Origin of the sequence: Vibrio sp. 10N.261.45.E2 (assembly GCF_002875705.1) — a bacterium.
Lineage (GTDB): Bacteria > Pseudomonadota > Gammaproteobacteria > Enterobacterales > Vibrionaceae > Vibrio.
This window is the reverse complement of sequence record NZ_MCZZ01000175.1, coordinates 17,108-37,690: the sequence shown is the minus strand read 5'-3', so window position 1 is coordinate 37,690 and position 20,583 is coordinate 17,108. Positions and strand designations below refer to the sequence as shown.

Genomic DNA, 20,583 nt, shown 5'->3' with positions numbered 1-20,583 from the left:
CGCTAATCCGCGATGAACCAAAAAAAAGCCCAAACTTTCCTGTTTGGGCTTAGGGGAAAGAGCTCCGAAGAGCCTACGCTAATCGTTTTAATTCTTTGACTGTTAGATTGAAGTCTAGTTTAAATTCTCCAATAAGCGATTTTTGTTATTAAAAATAGCGATTTGAATTGATGTTTTTGTAATTAAGTATTGGTTTCACAATGCTTTCCCTCGAAATTAAGTAGCCGATAAGAATAGAAAAAGCCCAAACAATTAATGTTGTTTGGGCTTTTTGTTTTTCTTATTACAGTACGAACTGTTATCGAGCGACTAGAAAAGGTTCTTATCGCGGACGAGTTCGCGTGGTAAACCGTTCTTCACTCGGTTGCCAACCCACTTACCAAGGCCGATGATTGCACCATTGTACTTCACTAGTACTTCGCCTTTGCCTGACAAGCCTTCAGGGCGAACATCTCGTCCCATGAACCATTCACGAGCGTCTTCGATACTCAGGTCTACAATGTTGGCTTCATTGCCTGTGGCTAGCGTTGTTGCCACTTGGTGTTGCCAGCGGTAACCCTTCTTATGGGTTTCTGCGATCTTGATTCCCATACGAGAGAAGCGGAATTCACCGATCATTGGTTCTAACGCTTCTGGAAAAAGCCAAACATCTTTATCGCGAATCCAAACTTGAGTATCGCTTGGCAATTCGATATCGAGAGTACTCATTAGTTGTTCCGCGACGTCTTGCTGAGTTTTCTTTGATGCTTTTTCAAATGGGAATTTACCCAGACGCTTTTTAACTTCTGGTGGAGTCACAGACGCTAGCTTACGGATACGTGCAACAAAGAAACCCTCCGAGTCATAAACTTGTGGAAATATGTGCAGGAAGCCTTCTTCCGTAGTTGTTGCTTTTGCGTTGTCGAATAGAGACTCAAGAGATTCAAATTCAACAGCATCACCAAAGGTCTCTTTTAGGTGATGACACACTTGCTGGTTCTCTTCGGTGCTGAGCGTACATGTTGAGTAGACCAAAACACCATTAGGTTTAAGAGCATGAAATGCACTTTCAATCAGGTCTTTTTGTGTGTCGGCAATATCAACCACAGATTGATACGTCCAGTTCTTCATCGCGTCAGCGTCTTTACGAATGGTGCCTTCGCCAGAGCAGGGTGCGTCAAGCAACACAGCATCAAACTGATCGGGTAGCCAACCGCCGAAAACTCGTCCATCAAAGTTACTCAGCGCAGCATTACGAACGCCACAACGTTCAATGTTGGCGTGAAGCACTTTCACACGGCTCGCTGCGTATTCATTGGCAACTAATACACCGTGATTATTCATTAGCGCTGCGATTTGCGTTGTTTTAGAGCCGGGTGCAGCCGCCGTGTCTAACACTGCTTGGTAATCAGTTTCGCCTTGGAAAAGCGCTGACGGTGGCATCATCGAGCTGGCTTCTTGGATATAGAAAAGACCAGACATGTGTTCTGCCGTATTACCTAGTGGTGCTTCGGTTTCATCGGCAGTGATCCAAAACCCCGTTTCGCACCAAGGTACAGGTTCCAGTTCCCAGCCTTTCTCTTTTGCTCGTACTAGGAAGTCTTCAACACTGATTTTCAATGTGTTGACTCGAATACTTTTACGAAGTGGTTTTTGGCATGACGCGACAAAAGAAGCCATATCTAGATGACTAGGCATGATTGCTTCGATGTGCGTTAGGAATTCTTCAGGAATATATACGTTAGCGTGCAAAAGACTATCTCGATTTATTGCATTAATGCGGGGAGTTTAAAGCAAAATGAGGTCGCCCTAAACCATATTTATAGCAAACAACAAAAATGCAGCCGAATGGCTGCATTTTGATGAAGAATTAGTCTTCATTAAGCTGCATTAATTTGCATGTAGCTTCTGAGGATTCACTCTATGGACGAGGAATCGCGGTTCTCCATGATTTCCACTCATCTTCGGCTTGAGGATAGAGGTAGAAAGACTGATCTTCGCTTGCCACTGGTTGAAGCTCATTCGTCGGTGGCGTTGAGAATGTAATACCACCTCTTAATAAGCTGTCTACCGTTCCAGCTTTGATGTTTGCGCCTGACAGACCGATAGAGACATCGACGCCCGATACGTTCCAGAACACGGTGTTTGCGCGGATCAGATACGCATAGTCTGGTTCTATTTGAATCGTAGAGATGATGCGGTCAGCAAACTCGCCCAGCTGAACATCAATAACACTGCCGATTTCTAGCTCACGGAATAAGATAGGAGTGCCTTCAGATACCGAGCCTCTCGTTTCGCTTTGTAGCTTGAATATCTTGCCTTCAGGCTGCACGGGTCCCTTGCTAAGCTCAAATTTCGTGTTTCTTTCACCTTTGCCAGGATCTACGTTGATGTGCTTAGAGAGTAGCGCAGAGACGTTTTTGATGCCGTTAAGGCCAATCTCAGGTTCTGCCAACCAAAAGTGACTGTTCGCCACGGCAATCTTGTCGACGTACTCAGGTAAAATACGCGCAGTAATTTCAATACCGCCCTTGTTGAAGTTCGGAATCACCAAAGTAACCTCACCAACAGTGACACCTTGATATTTGATCGCCATGCCCTTGCTGACTTCTTGATCGCCAGAAGAGGTGATAGTAATCGCGCGGCCAAATTTTCGAGCGGATTTGGAATCTTTATAGAGCTTCCACACATCGCCGAGTTTGTTATCGATTCCCGGCAGCGAGTCAAAAGCAATACCGCCTTGGATAAGGGTTTTAACTGGTGCCGCCTTAATACTGATACCTGATAGCGACGCATCAACCTCAACGCCTGAGCGGTTCCAGAAAACGGTATGCTTATTGAGTAAGTGCGTGTAACGATTTTCGATCGTGACTTTGATTCTTACGCCACCGTCTGCAAGCTGAAAATCAGAAATACTGCCCACTTGTAGGTTGCGGTAGAGTAGTGGGCTACCTTTAGAAATTGATGGTAATTCACTCGCAAATAATGAAAGCGTCTTTGAACCAGACTGATTAAACTTGGCGATTTCTGCTAACGATTTACTCTGGAAAAGCTGGTAGTCCGTTCTAGCTTCAGATTTGCCTTCACTCACAAAGCTGATCGAGCCAGTAAGAAGCTGTTTTGCCGGTGGAACCGTAACACTTAGACCTGATTCGGTCAGCTCTGCAGTCGCACTACCTGTCACAAAGAAACGGTTGTGACTTTTGATAAGGTGCGCGTACTCGTTATCGATAAGCGCATCCATGAATACTTCGTGCTTATCAGAGCCAGAGCCAACACCATCGACTAAACCCACTTGGATGATAGAACCAACGGCAATGCCTTTGTAGAGCAGTTGTGTGCCGACATCTAACCCAAACGAATTGTTCGACGTTAAGCGAATCGCAACAGATTTTTCTTGTTCCTGACTGAATTCATTTTTGCGGATTGCAGTAAATCGACGCGCTTTTTCACCTTCGCCTGGCACCAAGGTTAAAAAGTTACCTGTCACTAAGTTGGCAATGTTTTTCATGCCAGTCAATGACAGTTCAGCTTCTTCTAGAACGAATTTACTGCCGCTATTTAAAAAGTCACTGAATGCTGGTTGGATAGCGGCTGATGCGATTACGTTCTCGCGTCCTTCACTTAGCGATAAGTCAGTGATTTGACCGATTTCGATGCCGCGATACATGATCGGAGCACCCGTTGCACTGATCTTATTATCATCGGGAACTGCGATCTTGATAGAGATACCACGACCGGCGGTTTTCAGATCTGGGTAGAGCTTGAATTTGGTGTTCATCTCAACCGGTTGACCTTCTCCTGGAGAGTCAACTGCAATTGAACCGCCAAGTAATGCACTTAGGCTCTCTAAACGAACATCAACACCAGAAAAACCAATACTTGCACCTAAACCGCTGACATTCCAGAAGCGGCTTTGGTCAGTAATGATATGGCTGTATTCATCTTTAATTGACGCTTGAATGGTCACTGATTTGGCGTTGTCGTTTAGTTGGTAGTTGTAAACCTCGCCAATTGGGATTTTTCGGTAAACGATTTGAGAGCCAACAGACACGCCACCGAGATCTTTGGTCGTCAGTGAAATGTTCAAACCTTCAGAAGCCAGCAAGTCAGAAGGGGAAGATTCTAGGGCTTGGAAAACAGTTTCTGGGTCTTCTTCGGTTTCGCTAGGGTGGATAGCAATGTAGTTACCGGAAACAAGCGCGTCTAACCCTGAGATACCCGATAAACTCGCTGTTGGTTTTACGAGCCAGAAACGCGTACCTTTTGAGAGTAGCTTCTTCGCTTCTGGGTAGATGTCAGCATCGACATAGATGCTCGACAAGTCTTTGGATAAATTAATGTCGCGCACCATACCCACCTCTAAGCCTTGGTAGCGAATCGTTGTTCGACCTGCGACTAAACCTGCGGCATCTGAGAAGTAAATCTGCACACGTTGCCCAGCATCGTGTATCGATTTCATGACCAACCAACCAGCTAATGCGACGGTTAATATTGGCAGGATCCACAAAGGTGAGATGCCTTTGTTTTTCCTTACTTCTGGTGAATATGACGTTTGTGATTGGTTATCGTTGTTCATTCACTGACTCATCTTTAGAGGTGTAGTTATCCCAAATTAGCCTAGGATCTAAGCTTTCCGCTGCCAGCATCGTGAGAACAACTACGACGCCAAAAGCGACTGCACCATAACCTGGTGTAAAGTTTAAAATTTGTCCGCGGTCGACTAAGGTCATCATGATCGAAATAACGAACAGATCCATTACCGACCATTTACCCACCCATTTCACAATGAAATAGATGGTCATGCGTTGTCTGTGGTAAACGGCGCGCTTCATCTTGATGCAGATTAAGATGTAAGCAAGGCCAAGTATTTTTGCAACTGGCACGACGATACTGGCGATGAAAATGATCGCTGCGATACCATACATGTCGCTATTAATCAGCGAAGCGACACCGGAAATAATGGTGTCTTCTAGCCTTTGACCGTTGGTAATAAGGATAGAAATAGGAATGACGTTAGCCGGTATAATAGCCACAGATGCGGCAAACAGCAGAGACCAAGTCTTCTGTATAGAGTATGGCTTGCGGTGATATAAGTCATGGTGACAACGGACACAAGTGTGACCGTCTGGCTGAGACAGGTGACAGTTATGACAGTGTACGTTCTTACTTTCAGCAAAAGAGTAGTCAGATTCTTTAGCCCAAGCTTCCCAGTAGCGGCGAACACTGATACGGCTGACCAGTAATACACTAAAGAGCTGTAGGAGAATTAAGCCAACTAAACCGGGACCGACAAAAATGTCTGAGTAATCTTGTAGCTTGAAACATGAGATAGCCACACTCACCAAAAATACATCCAACATCATCCAATGTTTGAGAGTCTGAATAATGGCTAATGCATAACGAAAGGGAGTGAAGATCTTAAAACGTAGCGATACATGGGTGATGAGTACCGAGGTACAGACCAGCAATGGTGCGATGGAACTACAGAATAAGATTAACAAGCCAAGTAGCGGGAAGCCTTCGCCCATTAAGGTAAACACACCAGATGGCAGAGTCGCAGGTATCATCACCCCAATTAGACGGATGCTAATGAATTCGAAAAAGTGAGAAGGGATAAATAGCAACAAACAAGTGACAGCGATGGCTAGGTTTCCAGACAGGCTAGGGGTGCCGCCTCTATAAAGCTGAGTTCCGCATCTTGGGCAGTAAGCGGATTTCCCTAAAGGGATGTCCATTTTATCTACGGGGAGTTCGCAGCCCTGACAAAGACGTACTGAGCTGCTATCGCATTGGTGTTTTGTTGATAAAGGGTTAGTTACCGATGGGGAGGTCACGCGACCTCCCAAGTTGAAACTTCAGTTAGGCTCGATGCCTGACTTAAAGACTTAGACGCGCAAACATTAGGCGTGCGATTGCACACTGCCGTAGAGTGTTTGATAGAGTCCTTGTTGTTCAACCAATTCACCATGTGTTCCCGTCTGTGTGACTTGTCCATCTTCTAAAACATAGATTAGATCGGCTTGTTTCACCGCTGATAATCGATGAGCCACGATCAAAGTTGTGCGATCTTTCAAAAACTCGCTCAACGCTTTATGTAGCGCTGACTCTGTCGCTGTATCGAGCGCAGATGTCGCTTCATCCAGAATAACAAACTTAGGGTTGCTCAGCACCATGCGGGCTATTGCCAAGCGTTGTCGTTGACCACCAGACAGTCGAACGCCATTCCTACCAATTTGTGTATCCAAACCATTACTCAGTTGCTTGATGACATCTTGCATTTGAGAGACTTCAAGCGCACGCCACAACGACATTTCATCGTATTCAGCACCAAGGGTCAGATTATGCCTTAATGTATCGTTAAAGAGTATAGGTTGTTGTAAAACAACGGCAATTTGATTCCTGATTACATCAAAGCTGATGTCGTCGGTTGTTTCACCGTTATAGCGAATGCAGCCCGAGTCCGCTTGATAAACCCCAATCAGCAACTGGATTAACGTAGATTTACCACCTCCACTAGCACCCACCAAAGCGACTTTCTTACCTGCAGGGATGTGCAACGATAGCCTATTTAAAACAGTGTTTTCTAATGTGTAAGAGAATGTAACGTCTTCGATGTCGACTGTCACTTCTTGATCTTCATTAAATGGATTTACTTTGCTAATAGGGCGCTTTTCTTCTTCTAACTGAAGAAGATCGTTGATGCGTTGCAGTGCTGCTTTTGCGCTATACCAAGAGAATTGAATCCCTAGTAGCTCTTGAACCGGGCCTAACATGAACCATAAGTAGCCAAATACCGCGAAAATCTGACCAATGGTTAAGTCACTGAATAATACCATGAGCATAGCGACGGCACGGAAAAGCTCGAAACCTAATAAGAAGAGTAGAAACGAAACACGGCCAGCTGCTTCAGACTGCCAAGCGTATTTGTCTGCATCGATTCTTACTTGGTTTGCTTGAACCTTAAGTTCATCAAGAAAGATGCGTTCCTTATTGGCTGCGCGCAGTTGATAAATGCCATCTAAGGTTTCCACCAAACGGTTCTGAAAGCGCTCAAAAGATTGGTTCTCGTACTTTTTAAGGTGCTTGACCCTGCTGCCTAGTTTACGGGAGAAATAAATCACAACAGGATTGACCAGTAAAATGAACAATCCTAAACGCCACTCTAACCACAATAGAACGATAGCTGTACCGAACACGGTCAAGAAGCTAATCAAGAATTTGGATAGAGTAGAGCCAATGAACTTATCTATTGTCTCTATGTCTGTTATCAGGTGGGCGTTGATACCACCGCTGCCTTTGGTTTCGTACTGTCGAATACTGATACGACCAAGCTTATCTATCATCTTGCTTCGCATTTGATAGGTAATTGTTTTAGAGACGAGTGTAAATTGACGCCCTTGCAGAATGTTTAACGCTTGGCTAACGGTGCGCATGATAATCACTAACAGCAAAGTTAGTGCTATATAGCCAGTCGGTGTTTGTAACGATGATGGAAGTAGGTGGTTCATCATATCTAAACCAGAAGCCGGCTTATCAAGCAATACTTCATCAACCATTAATGGCATGAGCAACGGGATAGGGACGCTTATGAGAGTTGCAAATATGGCAATAATGTTAGCAAACAGTAATTTGGACTTGTGTTTTTTTACTTGAGTTATTAACCAAGAACGGCTAATAGTGTCTTCTGAATCGTTCATTGTAATGAGAATAAGTCCTATTTGGTTTGATGGCCGCATTCTACTGCGTTCTCTTGATAATGGAAGTCTCAATTTAATTGGAAGTTAATATGAAAATAGAACATTACCAACGCTTAACCAAACAAGCCGTTGCATTAATTGAATCAGAAACCGATCTAACTGCTAACCTTGCTAATATCAGTTCATTATTATTCATGGAATTGGATGAGTTGAATTGGGCGGGTTTCTATTTAATGAAGCAGGACCAAGCTAAGGAAAAAGACGAACTTGTACTGGGTCCTTTCCAAGGCCAACCAGCTTGTGTGCGAATTCCGGTAGGGCGTGGTGTGTGTGGAACTGCGGTTGCGACGAATACCGTTCAGCGCATTCATGATGTTCATGAGTTCGAAGGTCACATCGCTTGTGACGCTGCAAGTAACTCAGAAATCGTTATTCCGTTCTCGATTGGCGGAAAAATAGCGGGCGTTCTTGATATCGATAGCCCAAATGTTGGTCGTTTTTCTCAAATTGATGAGTACGGATTAACATTTTTCATGGCAGAAGTGGAAAAGCTGCTTAATTCGCACGCGAACAAGGCATAAATTATTCTCTTACTGTGGTTTTTCCCAAGCATCTCTCTATAATACGTAAAAATATTTTCTTAATGCTCGCGGAAAACCGCAAAAACCAGGAACCCACATGGAAAACACTGAAAAGTTAAAAAACAGCAAAGAAGTTATCGCATATATTGCTGAATGTTTCCCTAAATGCTTTACTCTAGAAGGTGAAGCGAAGCCACTTAAAATTGGTATTTTTCAAGATCTTGCTGAACGTCTAAATGAAGACGAAAAAGTAAGTAAGACTCAGCTTCGTGCAGCGTTAAGACAGTACACATCATCATGGCGTTACCTGCACGGCGTAAAAGCTGGCGCAGAACGTGTTGACCTAGACGGCAACGCGTGTGGCACACTAGAAGAAGAGCACGTTGAGCACGCTAAAGCTACACTTGCAGAAAGCAAAGCGAAAGTTCAAGCTCGTCGTAAAGAACAAGCACAAAAAGCTCGTGAAGAAGGCAAAGCGAAGCCTAAGGCGAAGAAAGCTCAACAGCCTCGTCGTCAAGCGCCTAAAGCACCAAAAGTAGAAAAGCCTGTAGAAACACGCGCTTTGAACGCTGACGAATTTATCGCTGGCAAAGAAGTAAATGTGAACATGGGTAAAGGAAACATGGCTGCGACCATTGTTGAAATCAATAAGGAAGATGTGCGTGTTCAGTTAGCAAACGGCCTACAAATGGTTGTTAAAGCGGAGCACTTGCGCGCTTAAAGGAGATACTCCTACGCATGAAATGCCGTTCAAAATTGACACTGATTGCTGCTAGCTTTTGGCTAGCAGCTTCAGCTCAGGCTCTCGAAGCCAAATTAGATCAGGACGATTTACCTCTACTCGCTCCTGAGGTCCAACATGAAACTGCTAGTAAACGTGTTACTTCTCGATTTACTCGTTCTCACTATAAACACTTCAATCTCAACGATGATTTCTCTCAAGCTATCTTTAATCGTTACTTAGAGATGCTGGATTATAATCGTAATATCTTCACTCAAGCTGATATTGACTCTTTCGCTGCGTCATCTACACAAATTGATGATCAACTGAAAGCAGGCAATAACCAGATTGCATTCGATGTTTATAATTTGTCTATGCAGAAGCGTTTTGAACGTTTTCAATATGCATTGTCTTTGCTAGATACAGAGATTAAGTTTGATACCGATGAAAGTATTGAGCTCAATCGTAGTGAAGCTGAATGGCCAAAAGATATCGCTGAAGTGAATGAGCTTTGGAGAAAACGCGTTAAATACGATGCGTTGAATCTAAAACTTACTGGTAAAGAGTGGCCAGAGATTCAAGAAGTTTTGGAAAAGCGTTACAACAATGCGATGAAGCGTATTACGCAATCGCACAATGAAGATGCTTTCCAAATCTACATGAACGCATTTGCGCGTGAAGTTGATCCGCACACCAGTTATCTCTCTCCAAGAAATGCAGAACAATTCCAATCTGAGATGAATCTATCTCTAGAAGGGATTGGTGCGGTACTTCAGATGACAGACGACTACACCGTTATTCGTTCTTTAGTTGCTGGTGGCCCTGCGTCAAATAGCAAACAATTGAGCGATGGCGACCGTATTGTTGGCGTTGGTCAAGATGGTGAAGAGATAGTTGATGTTATCGGCTGGCGTTTAGACGATGTAGTACAACTTATCAAAGGTCCGAAAGGGACTAAAGTTAAGCTACAGATCTTGCCAGACGGTAAAGATGCAAAAAGTCACGTTGTCACAATTGTACGCGATAAGATTCGTTTAGAAGACCGCGCTGTTAAATCAGAAGTGATCGAGAAAGACGGCAAGAAGATTGGTGTATTAGAAGTACCAAGTTTCTACGTTGGCCTTTCTAAAGATACCGATAAACTGATCACCGAGCTTAAAGAGCAAGGTGTTGAAGGTATTATTGTTGATCTTCGAAACAACGGTGGTGGTGCACTGACTGAAGCAACCGAACTTTCTGGCTTGTTTATCAAAGAGGGACCTGTTGTTCAGGTTCGTGATAGCTACGGTCGTGTCAAAGTGAATAGCGATACTGATGGTGAAATCAGTTACCAAGGTCCATTAACGGTGTTGGTAAATCGCTACAGTGCTTCGGCATCTGAGATCTTTGCGGCAGCGATGCAAGATTACGGCCGCGCAATCATCTTGGGTGAAAACTCTTTCGGTAAAGGTACGGTGCAACAACACCGTTCGTTGAATCATATTTATGATTTGTTCGACAAAGAGTTGGGCTATGTTCAATACACAATCCAAAAATTCTACCGAATCAATGGTGGTAGTACGCAAAACAAAGGTGTAGTACCTGATATTGCTTACCCAACACCAATTGACCCGGCAGATACTGGTGAAAGTGTTGAAGATAATGCACTGCCTTGGGATAGTATCGACAAAGCGAAGTACTCAGTGTTACAACGTAACGATGAACAAGTCGCAGCGTTAACGGCTAAACACCAAGCTCGCATCGCGACAGATATGGAATTTGGCTTTATCGCGCAAGATATTGAAAAATATAAAGCAGATAAAGACGATAACGACCTTTTTTTGAATGAAAAGGTACGCCAGCAAGAGAGCGATGATGCGGATGCACTTCGTCTAGATCGTATCAATCAACGTCAAAAAGCCGCTAAGTTAGAGGTGTTTAAAACGTTGGACGATATTCCGAAAGACTATGAAGCTCCGGATGCTTATCTTGATGAGTCTGTTGCTATCATGCTAGATATGATAAAGAAATAGGTTTTACTACCTGTTGATACTGAAAAGCGAGCCTAGGCTCGCTTTTTTTGTGTCGGTGTTATTTGGTTTTCCCGTATCTATCTGTTTATTAGCATGTTTTATAACTATTTATTATTGGGGGACAAAGAATTCTGTAGGTTAAAGTTAAGCCGATAATGACACTTAAGTTACTTCGCACTTAAAATTTAGTGACTTGGATCATATTTTTTCGCTTTCTCTTCATTACGTGCCTAAGCTTAAAGAAAACGAGGGGACGCTTATGAAATGGATTCTACTAATTTTATCTTGTGTGAGTTTTGTGGCTTTTGGCAGCGAGGTAGCCTCGAATAGCCAACAGTCAAAAAGCGATAGCAATCTATCCCATTTTGACCTTCCTTTGTTGCTTGGTGATTGGTATTTGATGAACCCAGATCCTGAGCAAGGTACTGAAAACTTTAGAGCAATCAAACTTACTCTTGATTCAAATTACTCATTCACCATTGATATCCAAAAGAAAGACTACAGTGTGGATCATTGGGAAGGATTGTATAACGCTAATGAAGACACGATTATTTTGGGTTTGAATACCTCAGAGCCTCAAGTTTACGCGTACAGCAGTAATCATAATATGCTGAATCTTAACGGCGTTATGTTCACCAAAGCCTTGCCGAACGCGCTTGCTGGAATATGGTCAAGTGCCGAACTGTCTGGAAGCGATTTGCGTGCGAGTAATATTCAAAAAATGGATTTAGTGCTCCAACCCGACTTCATTTTCATGTTCCGAGTATCAGATGAAGAAGGAGGTGAAGTCGTGCGTCGTGGGGTGTATTACACCGAAGGCGACCAGTTAGTGTTGCTTTATGAGAACGGCGAACATGGCACTCGTTACACACTAAACAGTGACGTGTTAACACTACAAGGCGAAGAGGGAGACATGTTTGCGGTGCTCAATCGCATACGATAAGTACTGTTTTTCGCTGCAAAATCGGCTCGTTGAAAATATGGCATATAGTTCGTTTCTTAGCCGTTCCTATCTGATTTGATTGATAAAATAGTAAAACATGGAGGCATTTTCCTACAATGCCTCCTTTTTTTAATATTCCCCTTGTGTTCTTGGCGCTCAACCTTTAGATATATACAGTTAAAAAATAATTACGTATAACGATCAAAAGGAACTCGTCATGGCACATACACCTCAAGCCAAGTATCGTAAAGATTATCAATCACCATCTCACACTATCTCTGAAATCGATCTGACTTTCGATTTGTACGATTCAGCATCCATCATTACGGCGGTATCTAGTGTTAAGCAGGAGAAAGACAGCGCGACATTAGTACTTGATGGTGAAGGCTTGAAGCTGGTTTCTGTTTTGGTAGAAGGCAAAGAGTGGACTCAGTATGAGCAGTCTGAAACTCAACTTACGCTGAATGACCTTCCAAATGAATTTACACTAACCATCGTTACCGAGGTTAACCCCGAAGGGAACAGTGCTCTTGAAGGCCTGTACAAATCAGGTGGTGCTTTCTGTACTCAATGTGAAGCGGAAGGTTTCCGTCGCATCACTTACTACATGGATCGTCCAGACGTATTGGCGAAATTCACCACAACAGTTATCGCTGATAAAGCAGAAAATCCATTCCTACTAAGTAATGGTAACCGTGTTGATGAAGGTGAGGCCGAAAATGGTCGTCACTGGGTGAAGTGGCAAGACCCACATCCAAAACCAGCTTACTTGTTTGCACTTGTTGCAGGTGACTTTGATGTACTTCGCGATGCGTACATTACGCAATCGGGTCGTAAAGTTGACCTAGAAATCTTTGTCGACAAAGGCAACCTAGACCGTGCGAACCACGCGATGGTTTCTTTGATTAACTCAATGAAGTGGGATGAAGAGCGTTTCAATCTTGAATACGACTTAGACATTTACATGATCGTAGCCGTTGATTTCTTCAACATGGGTGCGATGGAAAACAAAGGCCTTAACGTATTTAACTCGAAGTTTGTTTTAGCAAACGACCAAACAGCAACGGATACAGATTACCTAGGTATTGAAGCAGTAATTGGTCATGAATACTTCCACAACTGGACAGGTAACCGAGTGACTTGTCGCGATTGGTTCCAGTTAAGCTTGAAAGAAGGTTTAACCGTATTCCGCGACCAAGAGTTCTCATCGGATCTTGGCTCTCGCGCCGTAAACCGTATTAACAATGTACGTATTATTCGCGGTCCACAATTCGCTGAAGATGCAAGTCCAATGTCTCACCCAATTCGTCCAGAAAAAGTGATAGAAATGAATAACTTCTACACTTTGACAGTGTACGAAAAGGGCAGTGAAGTGATCCGAATGATCCACACACTATTGGGCGAAGACGGTTTCCAAAAAGGCATGAAGCTGTACTTTGAACGTCACGATGGCACGGCTGCAACATGTGAAGACTTCGTAGCGGCAATGGAAGACGCATCTGGCGTTGATCTGTCTCAGTTCCGTTTATGGTACAGCCAGTCTGGTACGCCGACGCTGTCTGTTGAAAGTCACTACGATGCAGAAAAGAAAGAATACACGTTGACAACTTACCAAGTAACGGCTCCAACGCATGAGCAAACGGAAAAGCAGGCTCTGCATATTCCTCTTGATATCGAGTTATACACGGCAGCGGGTGAAGTTGTTGAGTTACAATGTAACGGTAAGCCAGTTCATAACGTATTAGATGTGAAAGAAGCAGTGCAAACGTTCGTGTTTGAAAACGTTTCTGAGCAACCAATCCCATCACTGCTTCGTGAATTTTCTGCGCCAGTGAAATTGGAATACGACTATTCAGATGAAGAACTTATCTTCTTGATGGTGAATGCTCGCAATGAGTTTTCTCGTTGGGATGCCGGTCAAATGCTGTTAGCTAAGTACATCCGTAGCAATATTGAAAAAGTTAAACAAGGCGAAGCGTTTGAACTTTCGGCTTCTGTTGTTGATGCATTCCGCGGTGTACTGCTGAGTGATTCATTAGAGCCTGCGTTTATTGCAGAAATGCTTTCACTGCCAAGCCACAATGAAGTATCGGGTTGGTATGAGCGTGTTGATATTGATGCGGCCGCATCGGTTCTTAACTCCATGAAAGTAACACTGGCAACAGAACTTGAAGATGAGTTAGCGGCGGTGTATCACAGCCATGTACTAACGGAATACACGATCGACCACGATTCGATTGGTAAGCGCACTTTGCGTAAAGTTTGTCTAAGTTACTTAGCACATACAGATCAGGGGAACGATTTGGTTGTTGCAATGTACCAGCAGGCAAACAACATGACAGACACGATGGCTGCGATGGGCGCGGCAAACAGTGCACAACTGGCATGTCGTGAAACCTTAATGGCGGATTACAGCGACAAATGGAAACACGACGGTCTTGTGATGGATAAGTGGTTTGCGCTGCAAGGTACAAACCCAAGTTCAAATGCCCTTGAAGTGATCAAAGAGTCTATGTCACATCAAGCGTTCAGTTTAAAAAACCCGAACCGAACTCGTAACTTGGTAGGTTCATTCTTAAACATGAACCCTGTACAGTTCCATGATAAATCAGGTAAAGGCTACGCGTTTGCAGGTGAGATCCTACGTGAGCTAAACAGCAGCAACCCGCAAGTAGCATCTCGTCTGATTGATCCACTTCTTAAATTCCGTAAATACGATGATGAACGCCAAGCTCTTATCAAACAGGAACTTGAAACATTGAAGAACATGGATAACTTAGCAAAAGACTTATTTGAGAAAGTGACTAAAGCACTAGAAGCTTAAGTCAGCCGCTTATTCAGGTAAGCTGTTTACTAATATCTTGTTTGCTATAACGAAAAGTCATCAGTGGTAGAGAATATCTGCCACTGATTTTTTGTTTCTGGTTCATCGAATTTTCGATAAGCTAGAGCAGTTTCAAGCTAGGTTTCACAGTCAGACATCGTCAAGTGCCAAAAAACACTGGCACTGTATATTTATACAGGTATCGTATGAATCGCTATATTTTCCAACTTAACATCTCATATCAGCAGTTTTTAGCCAGCTATTCTGGTGCGGCAAGTAAAGTTCAAGTGATAACAACAACAGGTTTACGTTTACAGTTACCTGCAACTCGATTCAGACCATTTCTTACACAAATAGGGGTTAGAGGGCAGTTTAGGCTGACAACTGACCAAAAAAATAAGTTTATTAAGTTGGAAGCTCTGTAAACCTTGGCGTGCCTAGTGAGTTAAAAGGAATCTTAATCACATAATCAAACATTTCACCTCTTACCACCTCCAAAACAATTAACTATTTTTCAATAATGCTTTTACAATAAATGAATGCATTACCTTTGCTTAACTCGTTAGTAGAAAGCGCTCAACGGCACGTTTCAAACACCAGATTAAGTGATCCCCCTAATAATAAAATATAATTCTAATTGTGGAGTGTGACTATGACCGCACGTGAAACTGTGGTTCCAGTTTTACTTGAAAAAGTTTACAAGCTGATTCAAGACAAACTTGACCTTGCTCATCGACCTCTCGTAACTCAACTTGCTCAACACTTGTTTAGTAACGTTTCTCACGACGACCTAACTCAGAGAAACGAATCCGATTTATACGGTGCTGTAGTTAGCTTGTGGCATCACATCAATGAAAAGAAAGCCGACGAAATCTCTGTACGCGTTTTCAACCCGACGGTAAGTCGTCAAGGTTGGCAGTCGACTCACACTATCGTTGAGATAGTTGTTCCAGACAGCCCATTCCTCGTTGATTCTGTAAAAATGGCACTGACTCGCCTAGACCTTTCTTCTCACCTTATGCTTCATAACCCAACACAAATCTCTCGTTCAGATAAGGGCAGTGTTGTCGGTGTTAGCAATAACGAAGGTGCATTCCAATCGCTTTTCCATATCGAAGTTGACCGTCTTAGCAGCAAAGCTGAAATGACAGCACTTAAAACGGAACTGCTAGATATCTTTACCGACACGAGCTTAGTCGTGAACGATTGGTTGAAGATGGTTGAAAGACTTGAAGAAGTGACGAATCAAGTTGAACAACAAAAAGAGAGTATTCCAGTAGACGGTCAACGCTTTGATGAAACGTTGGCATTTCTTCGTTGGTTAGGTCAACACAACTTTACATTCATGGGTTATAAGGAATATGACCTAGTTTCAGTTAACGGCGACACTGAACTGCAACCGACCAAGGAGCAAGGTCTTGGTTTGTTTGCGAATTCAGATCGTGTACGTAACGTTAAGCTGTCTGAGTTTTCTGACTCGGCACGCCTTGAAGCGAAAAAACCATATGTACTTATCGTAACGAAGGGCAACACGGCTTCACGCATTCACCGCCCAGCTTACAATGACTACATTGGCATTAAGAAATTTGATAAGAACGGCAAGGTCATTGGTGAGCACCGCTTTACTGGTCTTTACACATCTGCAGTTTATAACCAAACCGTTGAAACGATTCCTCTTGTTCGCGAGAAAGTTGAGCGTATCTTAGACGCGAGTGGTTACCGTGAAGGTTCATACTCTTATAAAGCTCTGCACAACATTCTTGAAAACTACCCACGTGATGAACTGCTTCAAGCTCGAGAAGAAGAGCTACTAGAAGTTGGTACGGGCGTCGTTCAAATGCAAGATCGCGATCTTCTGCGTCTGTTCGTTCGCAAAGACCCGTTTGGCCGTTTCTTTAGCTGTATGGTTTACGTAACAAAAGATCGTTACAACACAGAACTTCGTCGTCAGACACAGCGCATCTTGAAGCAGTACTTTGGTTGTGAAGAAGAGGTTGAATTCACAACGTACTTCTCTGAAAGCCCACTGGCAAGAACACACTATATTGTTCGTGTTGATAACAACAACATGGATGTGGACGTGAAAACAATTGAGCAAAATTTAATGGAAGTATCGTCTACGTGGGATGACCGTCTGTCTGAATCAATCATTGCAAACTTCGGTGAAAGCAAAGGTCTTCCATTATCGAAAGAGTACATGCGTGCATTCCCACGTTCGTACAAAGAAGACATGATGCCAGGTTCGGCTGTTGCTGACATCGAACGCTTAGAAGCACTAAGTGAAGACAACAAGCTGGGTATGCTTTTCTACCGCCCTCAAGAAGAAGCGGCAGATTCTAAAGCCGTTCGTTTGAAGTTGTTCTATCACAGTGATGAGCCAATTCACCTTTCTGATGTTATGCCAATGCTTGAAAACTTTGGCCTACGCGTTATCGGTGAATCTCCATATGAAGTGCGTAAGACCAATGGCACAACCTATTGGATCCTTGATTTTTCAATGCTTCATAAGAGCGACAAGACCATTGATCTTCGTGAAGCTCGTGATCTTTTCCAACAAGCATTCGCAGCAATTTGGGCGGGCGAGTTAGACAGCGATGGTTTCAACCGTTTGGTATTGGGCGCTGGTCTTTCTGGTCGTGAAATCTCAATCTTACGTGCTTATGCTCGTTACATGCGTCAAGTAGGTTTCCCATTCAGTCAACAATACATTGAAGACACATTGTCTCATTACCCAGATTTAGCAAAAGGGTTAGTGAGCTTATTCGGTAAGCGTTTTGACCCGAAACTGAAGGGCAGCGCGAAAGGCCAACAAGATCTTATTAAGAAGATCACTGAACAGTTGGATCATGTAGAAAGCTTGGATGATGATCGTATCATTCGTCGTTACATGGAAATGATCACTGCAACGCTTCGTACTAACTACTACCAAGTAGATGAGAACAAGCAGTCTAAACCTTGGTTGGCTCTGAAAATGAGACCAAGCGAGATTCCTGATATCCCGGCGCCGGTTCCTGCGTTTGAGATCTTCGTTTACGCGCCTGATATTGAAGGTGTGCATCTACGTGGCGGTAAAGTAGCACGTGGTGGTTTACGTTGGTCAGACCGTCAAGAGGACTTCCGTACAGAGATTCTAGGTCTCGTTAAAGCACAACAAGTTAAGAACACGGTTATCGTTCCAGTTGGTGCTAAAGGTGGTTTCGTTTGTAAACGTCAACACATGATGTCTGGACGCGATGAGATCTTTGCTGAAGGTCAACGTTGTTACAAGCGCTTCATCCGTGCATTGTTAGATGTTTCAGACAACATTATTGAAGGTGAGGTTATCCCACCTAAGAGTGTGGTTCGTCACGATGAAGACGATCCGTACTTGGTTGTTGCAGCCGATAAGGGTACAGCGACATTCTCAGATTTAGCGAACTCAGTTGCCGAGGAGTACAACTTCTGGCTAGGTGATGCGTTCGCATCGGGTGGTTCTAACGGTTACGACCACAAAGCCATGGGTATCACGGCAAAAGGTGGCTGGGAATCTGTTAAACGTCACTTCCGTGAAATGGGTATCAACTGTCAAAGCACAGACTTCACTGCGATTGGTGTGGGTGATATGGCGGGCGACGTATTTGGTAACGGTATGCTGCTATCTAAGCACATTCGCTTACAAGCTGCGTTTAACCACATGCACATCTTTATTGACCCGAATCCAGAGTCGGCATCAAGCTGGGTAGAGCGTGACCGTCTGTTTAATCTGCCTCGTTCAAGCTGGGAAGATTACAATAAAGACTTGATTTCTCAAGGTGGTGGCATCTTCTCTCGTCGAGCGAAGTCAATCTCTCTAACACCTGAAATTCAGAAAATGCTGGGCACTAAGAAAGCATCAATGGCACCAAACGACTTGATCAAAGCGATCTTGTCTATGCAGGTTGATCTACTTTGGAATGGCGGTATCGGTACTTACGTTAAGTCTTCTAGCGAGACTCATACCGATGTGGGTGACCGTGCAAATGACGTGCTACGTATCGATGGCCGTGACCTGAAAGCTAAGGTTGTTGGTGAAGGCGGTAACTTGGGTATGACTCAATTGGGTCGTATCGAATATGCTCTTACTGGTGGTCGAGTTAATACAGACTTCGTTGATAACGTTGGTGGTGTTGACTGTTCGGATAACGAAGTAAACATTAAGATCTTCTTGAATGGCTTAGTATCGAATGGCGATCTGACTGTTAAGCAACGTAACCAAGTGCTTGAGTCGATGGAAGACGAAGTTGGCGAAATCGTACTAGATGACGCTTACTGCCAAGCTGAGTCAATCTCTGTTACTGAGCATCAAGGTGTTGGGTTAGTGAAAGAGCAAATCCGTTTCATCCACACTATGGAGAAAGCAGGGTACTTGGATCGTGCTTTGGAATACATCCCAGATGACGAAACGCTTCTCGAACGTGAAAAGCAAGGCCAAGCATTAACAAGACCTGAGCTATCAGTATTGATCGCTTACGGTAAAATGGTTCTAAAAGAAGATCTTGTAAGTGATGATATTGCGAATGATGAGTTCCATGCTCAACAACTGATGCAATACTTCCCAACAGAGTTACGCCGTAACTACTCTCAACACATGGATAACCATCCATTGCGTGCTGAGATCATTGCGACTGCACTTGCTAACCAAATGGTTAACGAGATGGGTTGTAACTTCGTGACTCGCTTGCAAGAAGAGACAGGTGCAAACATTGTTGATATTGCGAATGCTTACGCGGCATCTCGTGAGATCTACGGCTTAGGTAAAGTGCTGAAGAGCATTCGCGAATTGGACAACATTTCAAGCTCTGAAGCTCAATACGAATTGCTTTACCATGTGCGTCGTACGCTTCGCCGCCTAGCGCGTTGGTTGCTAAGAAACCGCACGGGCAAACAGTCAGTGAATGCATTGATTGAGCTTTACCAAGGTGATGTTGTCGCTATTACTGAGAAACTGGATGAAAACCTAGTGGCTTCAGAAGTAGAAGAGCATCAAGCAATGGCTCAACTATGGATTGACCAAGGTGTAAACGCAGAGCTGGCTAATTCAGTCTCTCGTTTGTCTAGCCTTTACTCAGCACTGGATATATCCACAGTGGCTCGTGAAACAGGTAAAACAGTACAACAAGCGTCTAAGCTTTACTTCAACCTTGGCGACCGTTTGTCACTGCACTGGTTCTTGAAGCAAATCAATGGCCAAGCTGTAGACAACAACTGGCAAGCGCTGGCGCGTGCAGCATTCAGAGAAGATCTGGATTGGCAACAACGTCAGTTAACTGGCCAAGTACTTAACTGTGGCTGTGCTTCAGACATCGATGTGATTAAAGCGCTTGATGACTGGATGGAAAGTAACTCTGTTTCTCTACATCGTTGGGAGAGCATCTTGAACGAATTCAAAGTGGGTTCTGTTCATGAGTTTGCTAAGTTCTCAGTGGCGTTACGTGAATTGATGTTGTTGAATCTAAACTGCATGTCGAAAGACTAGTCACTAGATAAAACGAAAAATATAAGGGCAGGCCACAAGGTCTGCCTTTTTCGTTTCGGTAAAGTGGGATCCATTGGTCTAATGATTTTTGAAGGGTCAATCTCGACGCACACGTTGTTTGTTGTTGAGTGAGTTGCTTGTTATTAAGTGAGCTGGTGGCTGTACTAAGGTTGAGATTAGAAATGGGTTAATAACCTGAAGAAACGATAACGTTTGCTTAATAATGAACCTCATTCGTTAGCAAACTCGATTATCTTACCCTTACAGACAGTAATAGATTGAATAGTTGGGTAAATAAGTAAATAATATCGCCCCGTTTACACGGGGCT

The 20,583-nt window shown here is 43.6% G+C and carries 11 protein-coding genes; 7 read left to right on the top strand and 4 right to left on the bottom strand.

Features of this window, described 5'->3' with window-relative positions; genetic code table 11:
* Window positions 1-309: 309 nt before the first annotated feature.
* The 4 genes from rsmF to BCT34_RS23790 all read right to left on the bottom strand — a co-directional run bounded on the left by rsmF (window position 310) and on the right by BCT34_RS23790 (window position 7,679).
* Window positions 310-1,731, bottom strand: a complete 1,422-nt coding sequence (gene rsmF, locus BCT34_RS23805) for a 16S rRNA (cytosine(1407)-C(5))-methyltransferase RsmF (RefSeq protein ID WP_076651823.1) — start codon at window positions 1,729-1,731, stop codon at window positions 310-312.
* 169 nt (window positions 1,732-1,900) lie between these two features.
* Complete coding sequence (locus BCT34_RS23800; protein WP_102300406.1) at window positions 1,901-4,558, bottom strand: MlaD family protein; 2,658 nt, start codon at window positions 4,556-4,558, stop codon at window positions 1,901-1,903.
* Window positions 4,545-5,828 (bottom strand): paraquat-inducible protein A, encoded by a 1,284-nt coding sequence (locus BCT34_RS23795; RefSeq protein ID WP_076651882.1) that lies wholly within the window; start codon window positions 5,826-5,828, stop codon window positions 4,545-4,547. The genes BCT34_RS23800 and BCT34_RS23795 overlap by 14 nt, the downstream gene beginning before the upstream one ends.
* Window positions 5,829-5,882: 54 nt before the next feature.
* A complete protein-coding gene (locus tag BCT34_RS23790; RefSeq protein WP_076651880.1) occupies window positions 5,883-7,679 on the bottom strand; it encodes an ABC transporter ATP-binding protein in 1,797 nt (598 codons plus the stop codon).
* 89 nt (window positions 7,680-7,768) lie between these two features.
* Here BCT34_RS23790 and BCT34_RS23785 point away from each other — a divergent pair, with 89 nt between their 5' ends.
* The 7 genes from BCT34_RS23785 (at window position 7,769) to BCT34_RS23755 (ending at window position 20,254) form a co-directional block, all read left to right on the top strand.
* On the top strand, window positions 7,769-8,260 hold the full coding sequence (locus tag BCT34_RS23785) for a GAF domain-containing protein (protein ID WP_076651879.1): 492 nt from the start codon (window positions 7,769-7,771) through the stop codon (window positions 8,258-8,260).
* A 97-nt stretch (window positions 8,261-8,357) separates the two neighbouring features.
* Window positions 8,358-8,981 carry an RNA chaperone ProQ gene (gene proQ, locus BCT34_RS23780; protein WP_017057223.1) on the top strand — a complete coding sequence of 208 codons (624 nt, stop codon included), beginning with the start codon at window positions 8,358-8,360 and terminating at the stop codon, window positions 8,979-8,981.
* A 17-nt stretch (window positions 8,982-8,998) separates the two neighbouring features.
* Window positions 8,999-10,993 (top strand): carboxy terminal-processing peptidase, encoded by a 1,995-nt coding sequence (gene prc, locus BCT34_RS23775; protein ID WP_076651878.1) that lies wholly within the window; start codon window positions 8,999-9,001, stop codon window positions 10,991-10,993.
* Between the two features lie 259 nt (window positions 10,994-11,252).
* A complete protein-coding gene (locus tag BCT34_RS23770; protein WP_076651876.1) occupies window positions 11,253-11,936 on the top strand; it encodes a hypothetical protein in 684 nt (227 codons plus the stop codon).
* Between the two features lie 217 nt (window positions 11,937-12,153).
* Window positions 12,154-14,760, top strand: coding sequence for an aminopeptidase N (gene pepN, locus BCT34_RS23765; RefSeq protein WP_076651873.1), 2,607 nt, complete (start codon window positions 12,154-12,156; stop codon window positions 14,758-14,760).
* 206 nt (window positions 14,761-14,966) lie between these two features.
* Window positions 14,967-15,185 carry a DUF2835 domain-containing protein gene (locus BCT34_RS23760; protein ID WP_004733645.1) on the top strand — a complete coding sequence of 73 codons (219 nt, stop codon included), beginning with the start codon at window positions 14,967-14,969 and terminating at the stop codon, window positions 15,183-15,185.
* A gap of 227 nt (window positions 15,186-15,412) precedes the next feature.
* Window positions 15,413-20,254: an NAD-glutamate dehydrogenase gene (locus BCT34_RS23755; RefSeq protein ID WP_076651870.1), complete on the top strand. Its 4,842-nt coding sequence runs from the start codon at window positions 15,413-15,415 to the stop codon at window positions 20,252-20,254.
* Window positions 20,255-20,583 lie beyond the last annotated feature (329 nt).

Coding starts and splice junctions, on each gene's coding strand:
- BCT34_RS23785 (WP_076651879.1), top strand. CDS start 7,769: ATGAAAATAGAACATTACCAACGCTTAACCAAACAAGCCGTTGCATTA.
- proQ (WP_017057223.1), top strand. CDS start 8,358: ATGGAAAACACTGAAAAGTTAAAAAACAGCAAAGAAGTTATCGCATAT.
- BCT34_RS23770 (WP_076651876.1), top strand. CDS start 11,253: ATGAAATGGATTCTACTAATTTTATCTTGTGTGAGTTTTGTGGCTTTT.
- BCT34_RS23755 (WP_076651870.1), top strand. CDS start 15,413: ATGACCGCACGTGAAACTGTGGTTCCAGTTTTACTTGAAAAAGTTTAC.
- BCT34_RS23760 (WP_004733645.1), top strand. CDS start 14,967: ATGAATCGCTATATTTTCCAACTTAACATCTCATATCAGCAGTTTTTA.
- BCT34_RS23800 (WP_102300406.1), bottom strand. CDS start 4,558: ATGAACAACGATAACCAATCACAAACGTCATATTCACCAGAAGTAAGG.
- prc (WP_076651878.1), top strand. CDS start 8,999: ATGAAATGCCGTTCAAAATTGACACTGATTGCTGCTAGCTTTTGGCTA.
- pepN (WP_076651873.1), top strand. CDS start 12,154: ATGGCACATACACCTCAAGCCAAGTATCGTAAAGATTATCAATCACCA.
- BCT34_RS23790 (WP_076651880.1), bottom strand. CDS start 7,679: ATGAACGATTCAGAAGACACTATTAGCCGTTCTTGGTTAATAACTCAA.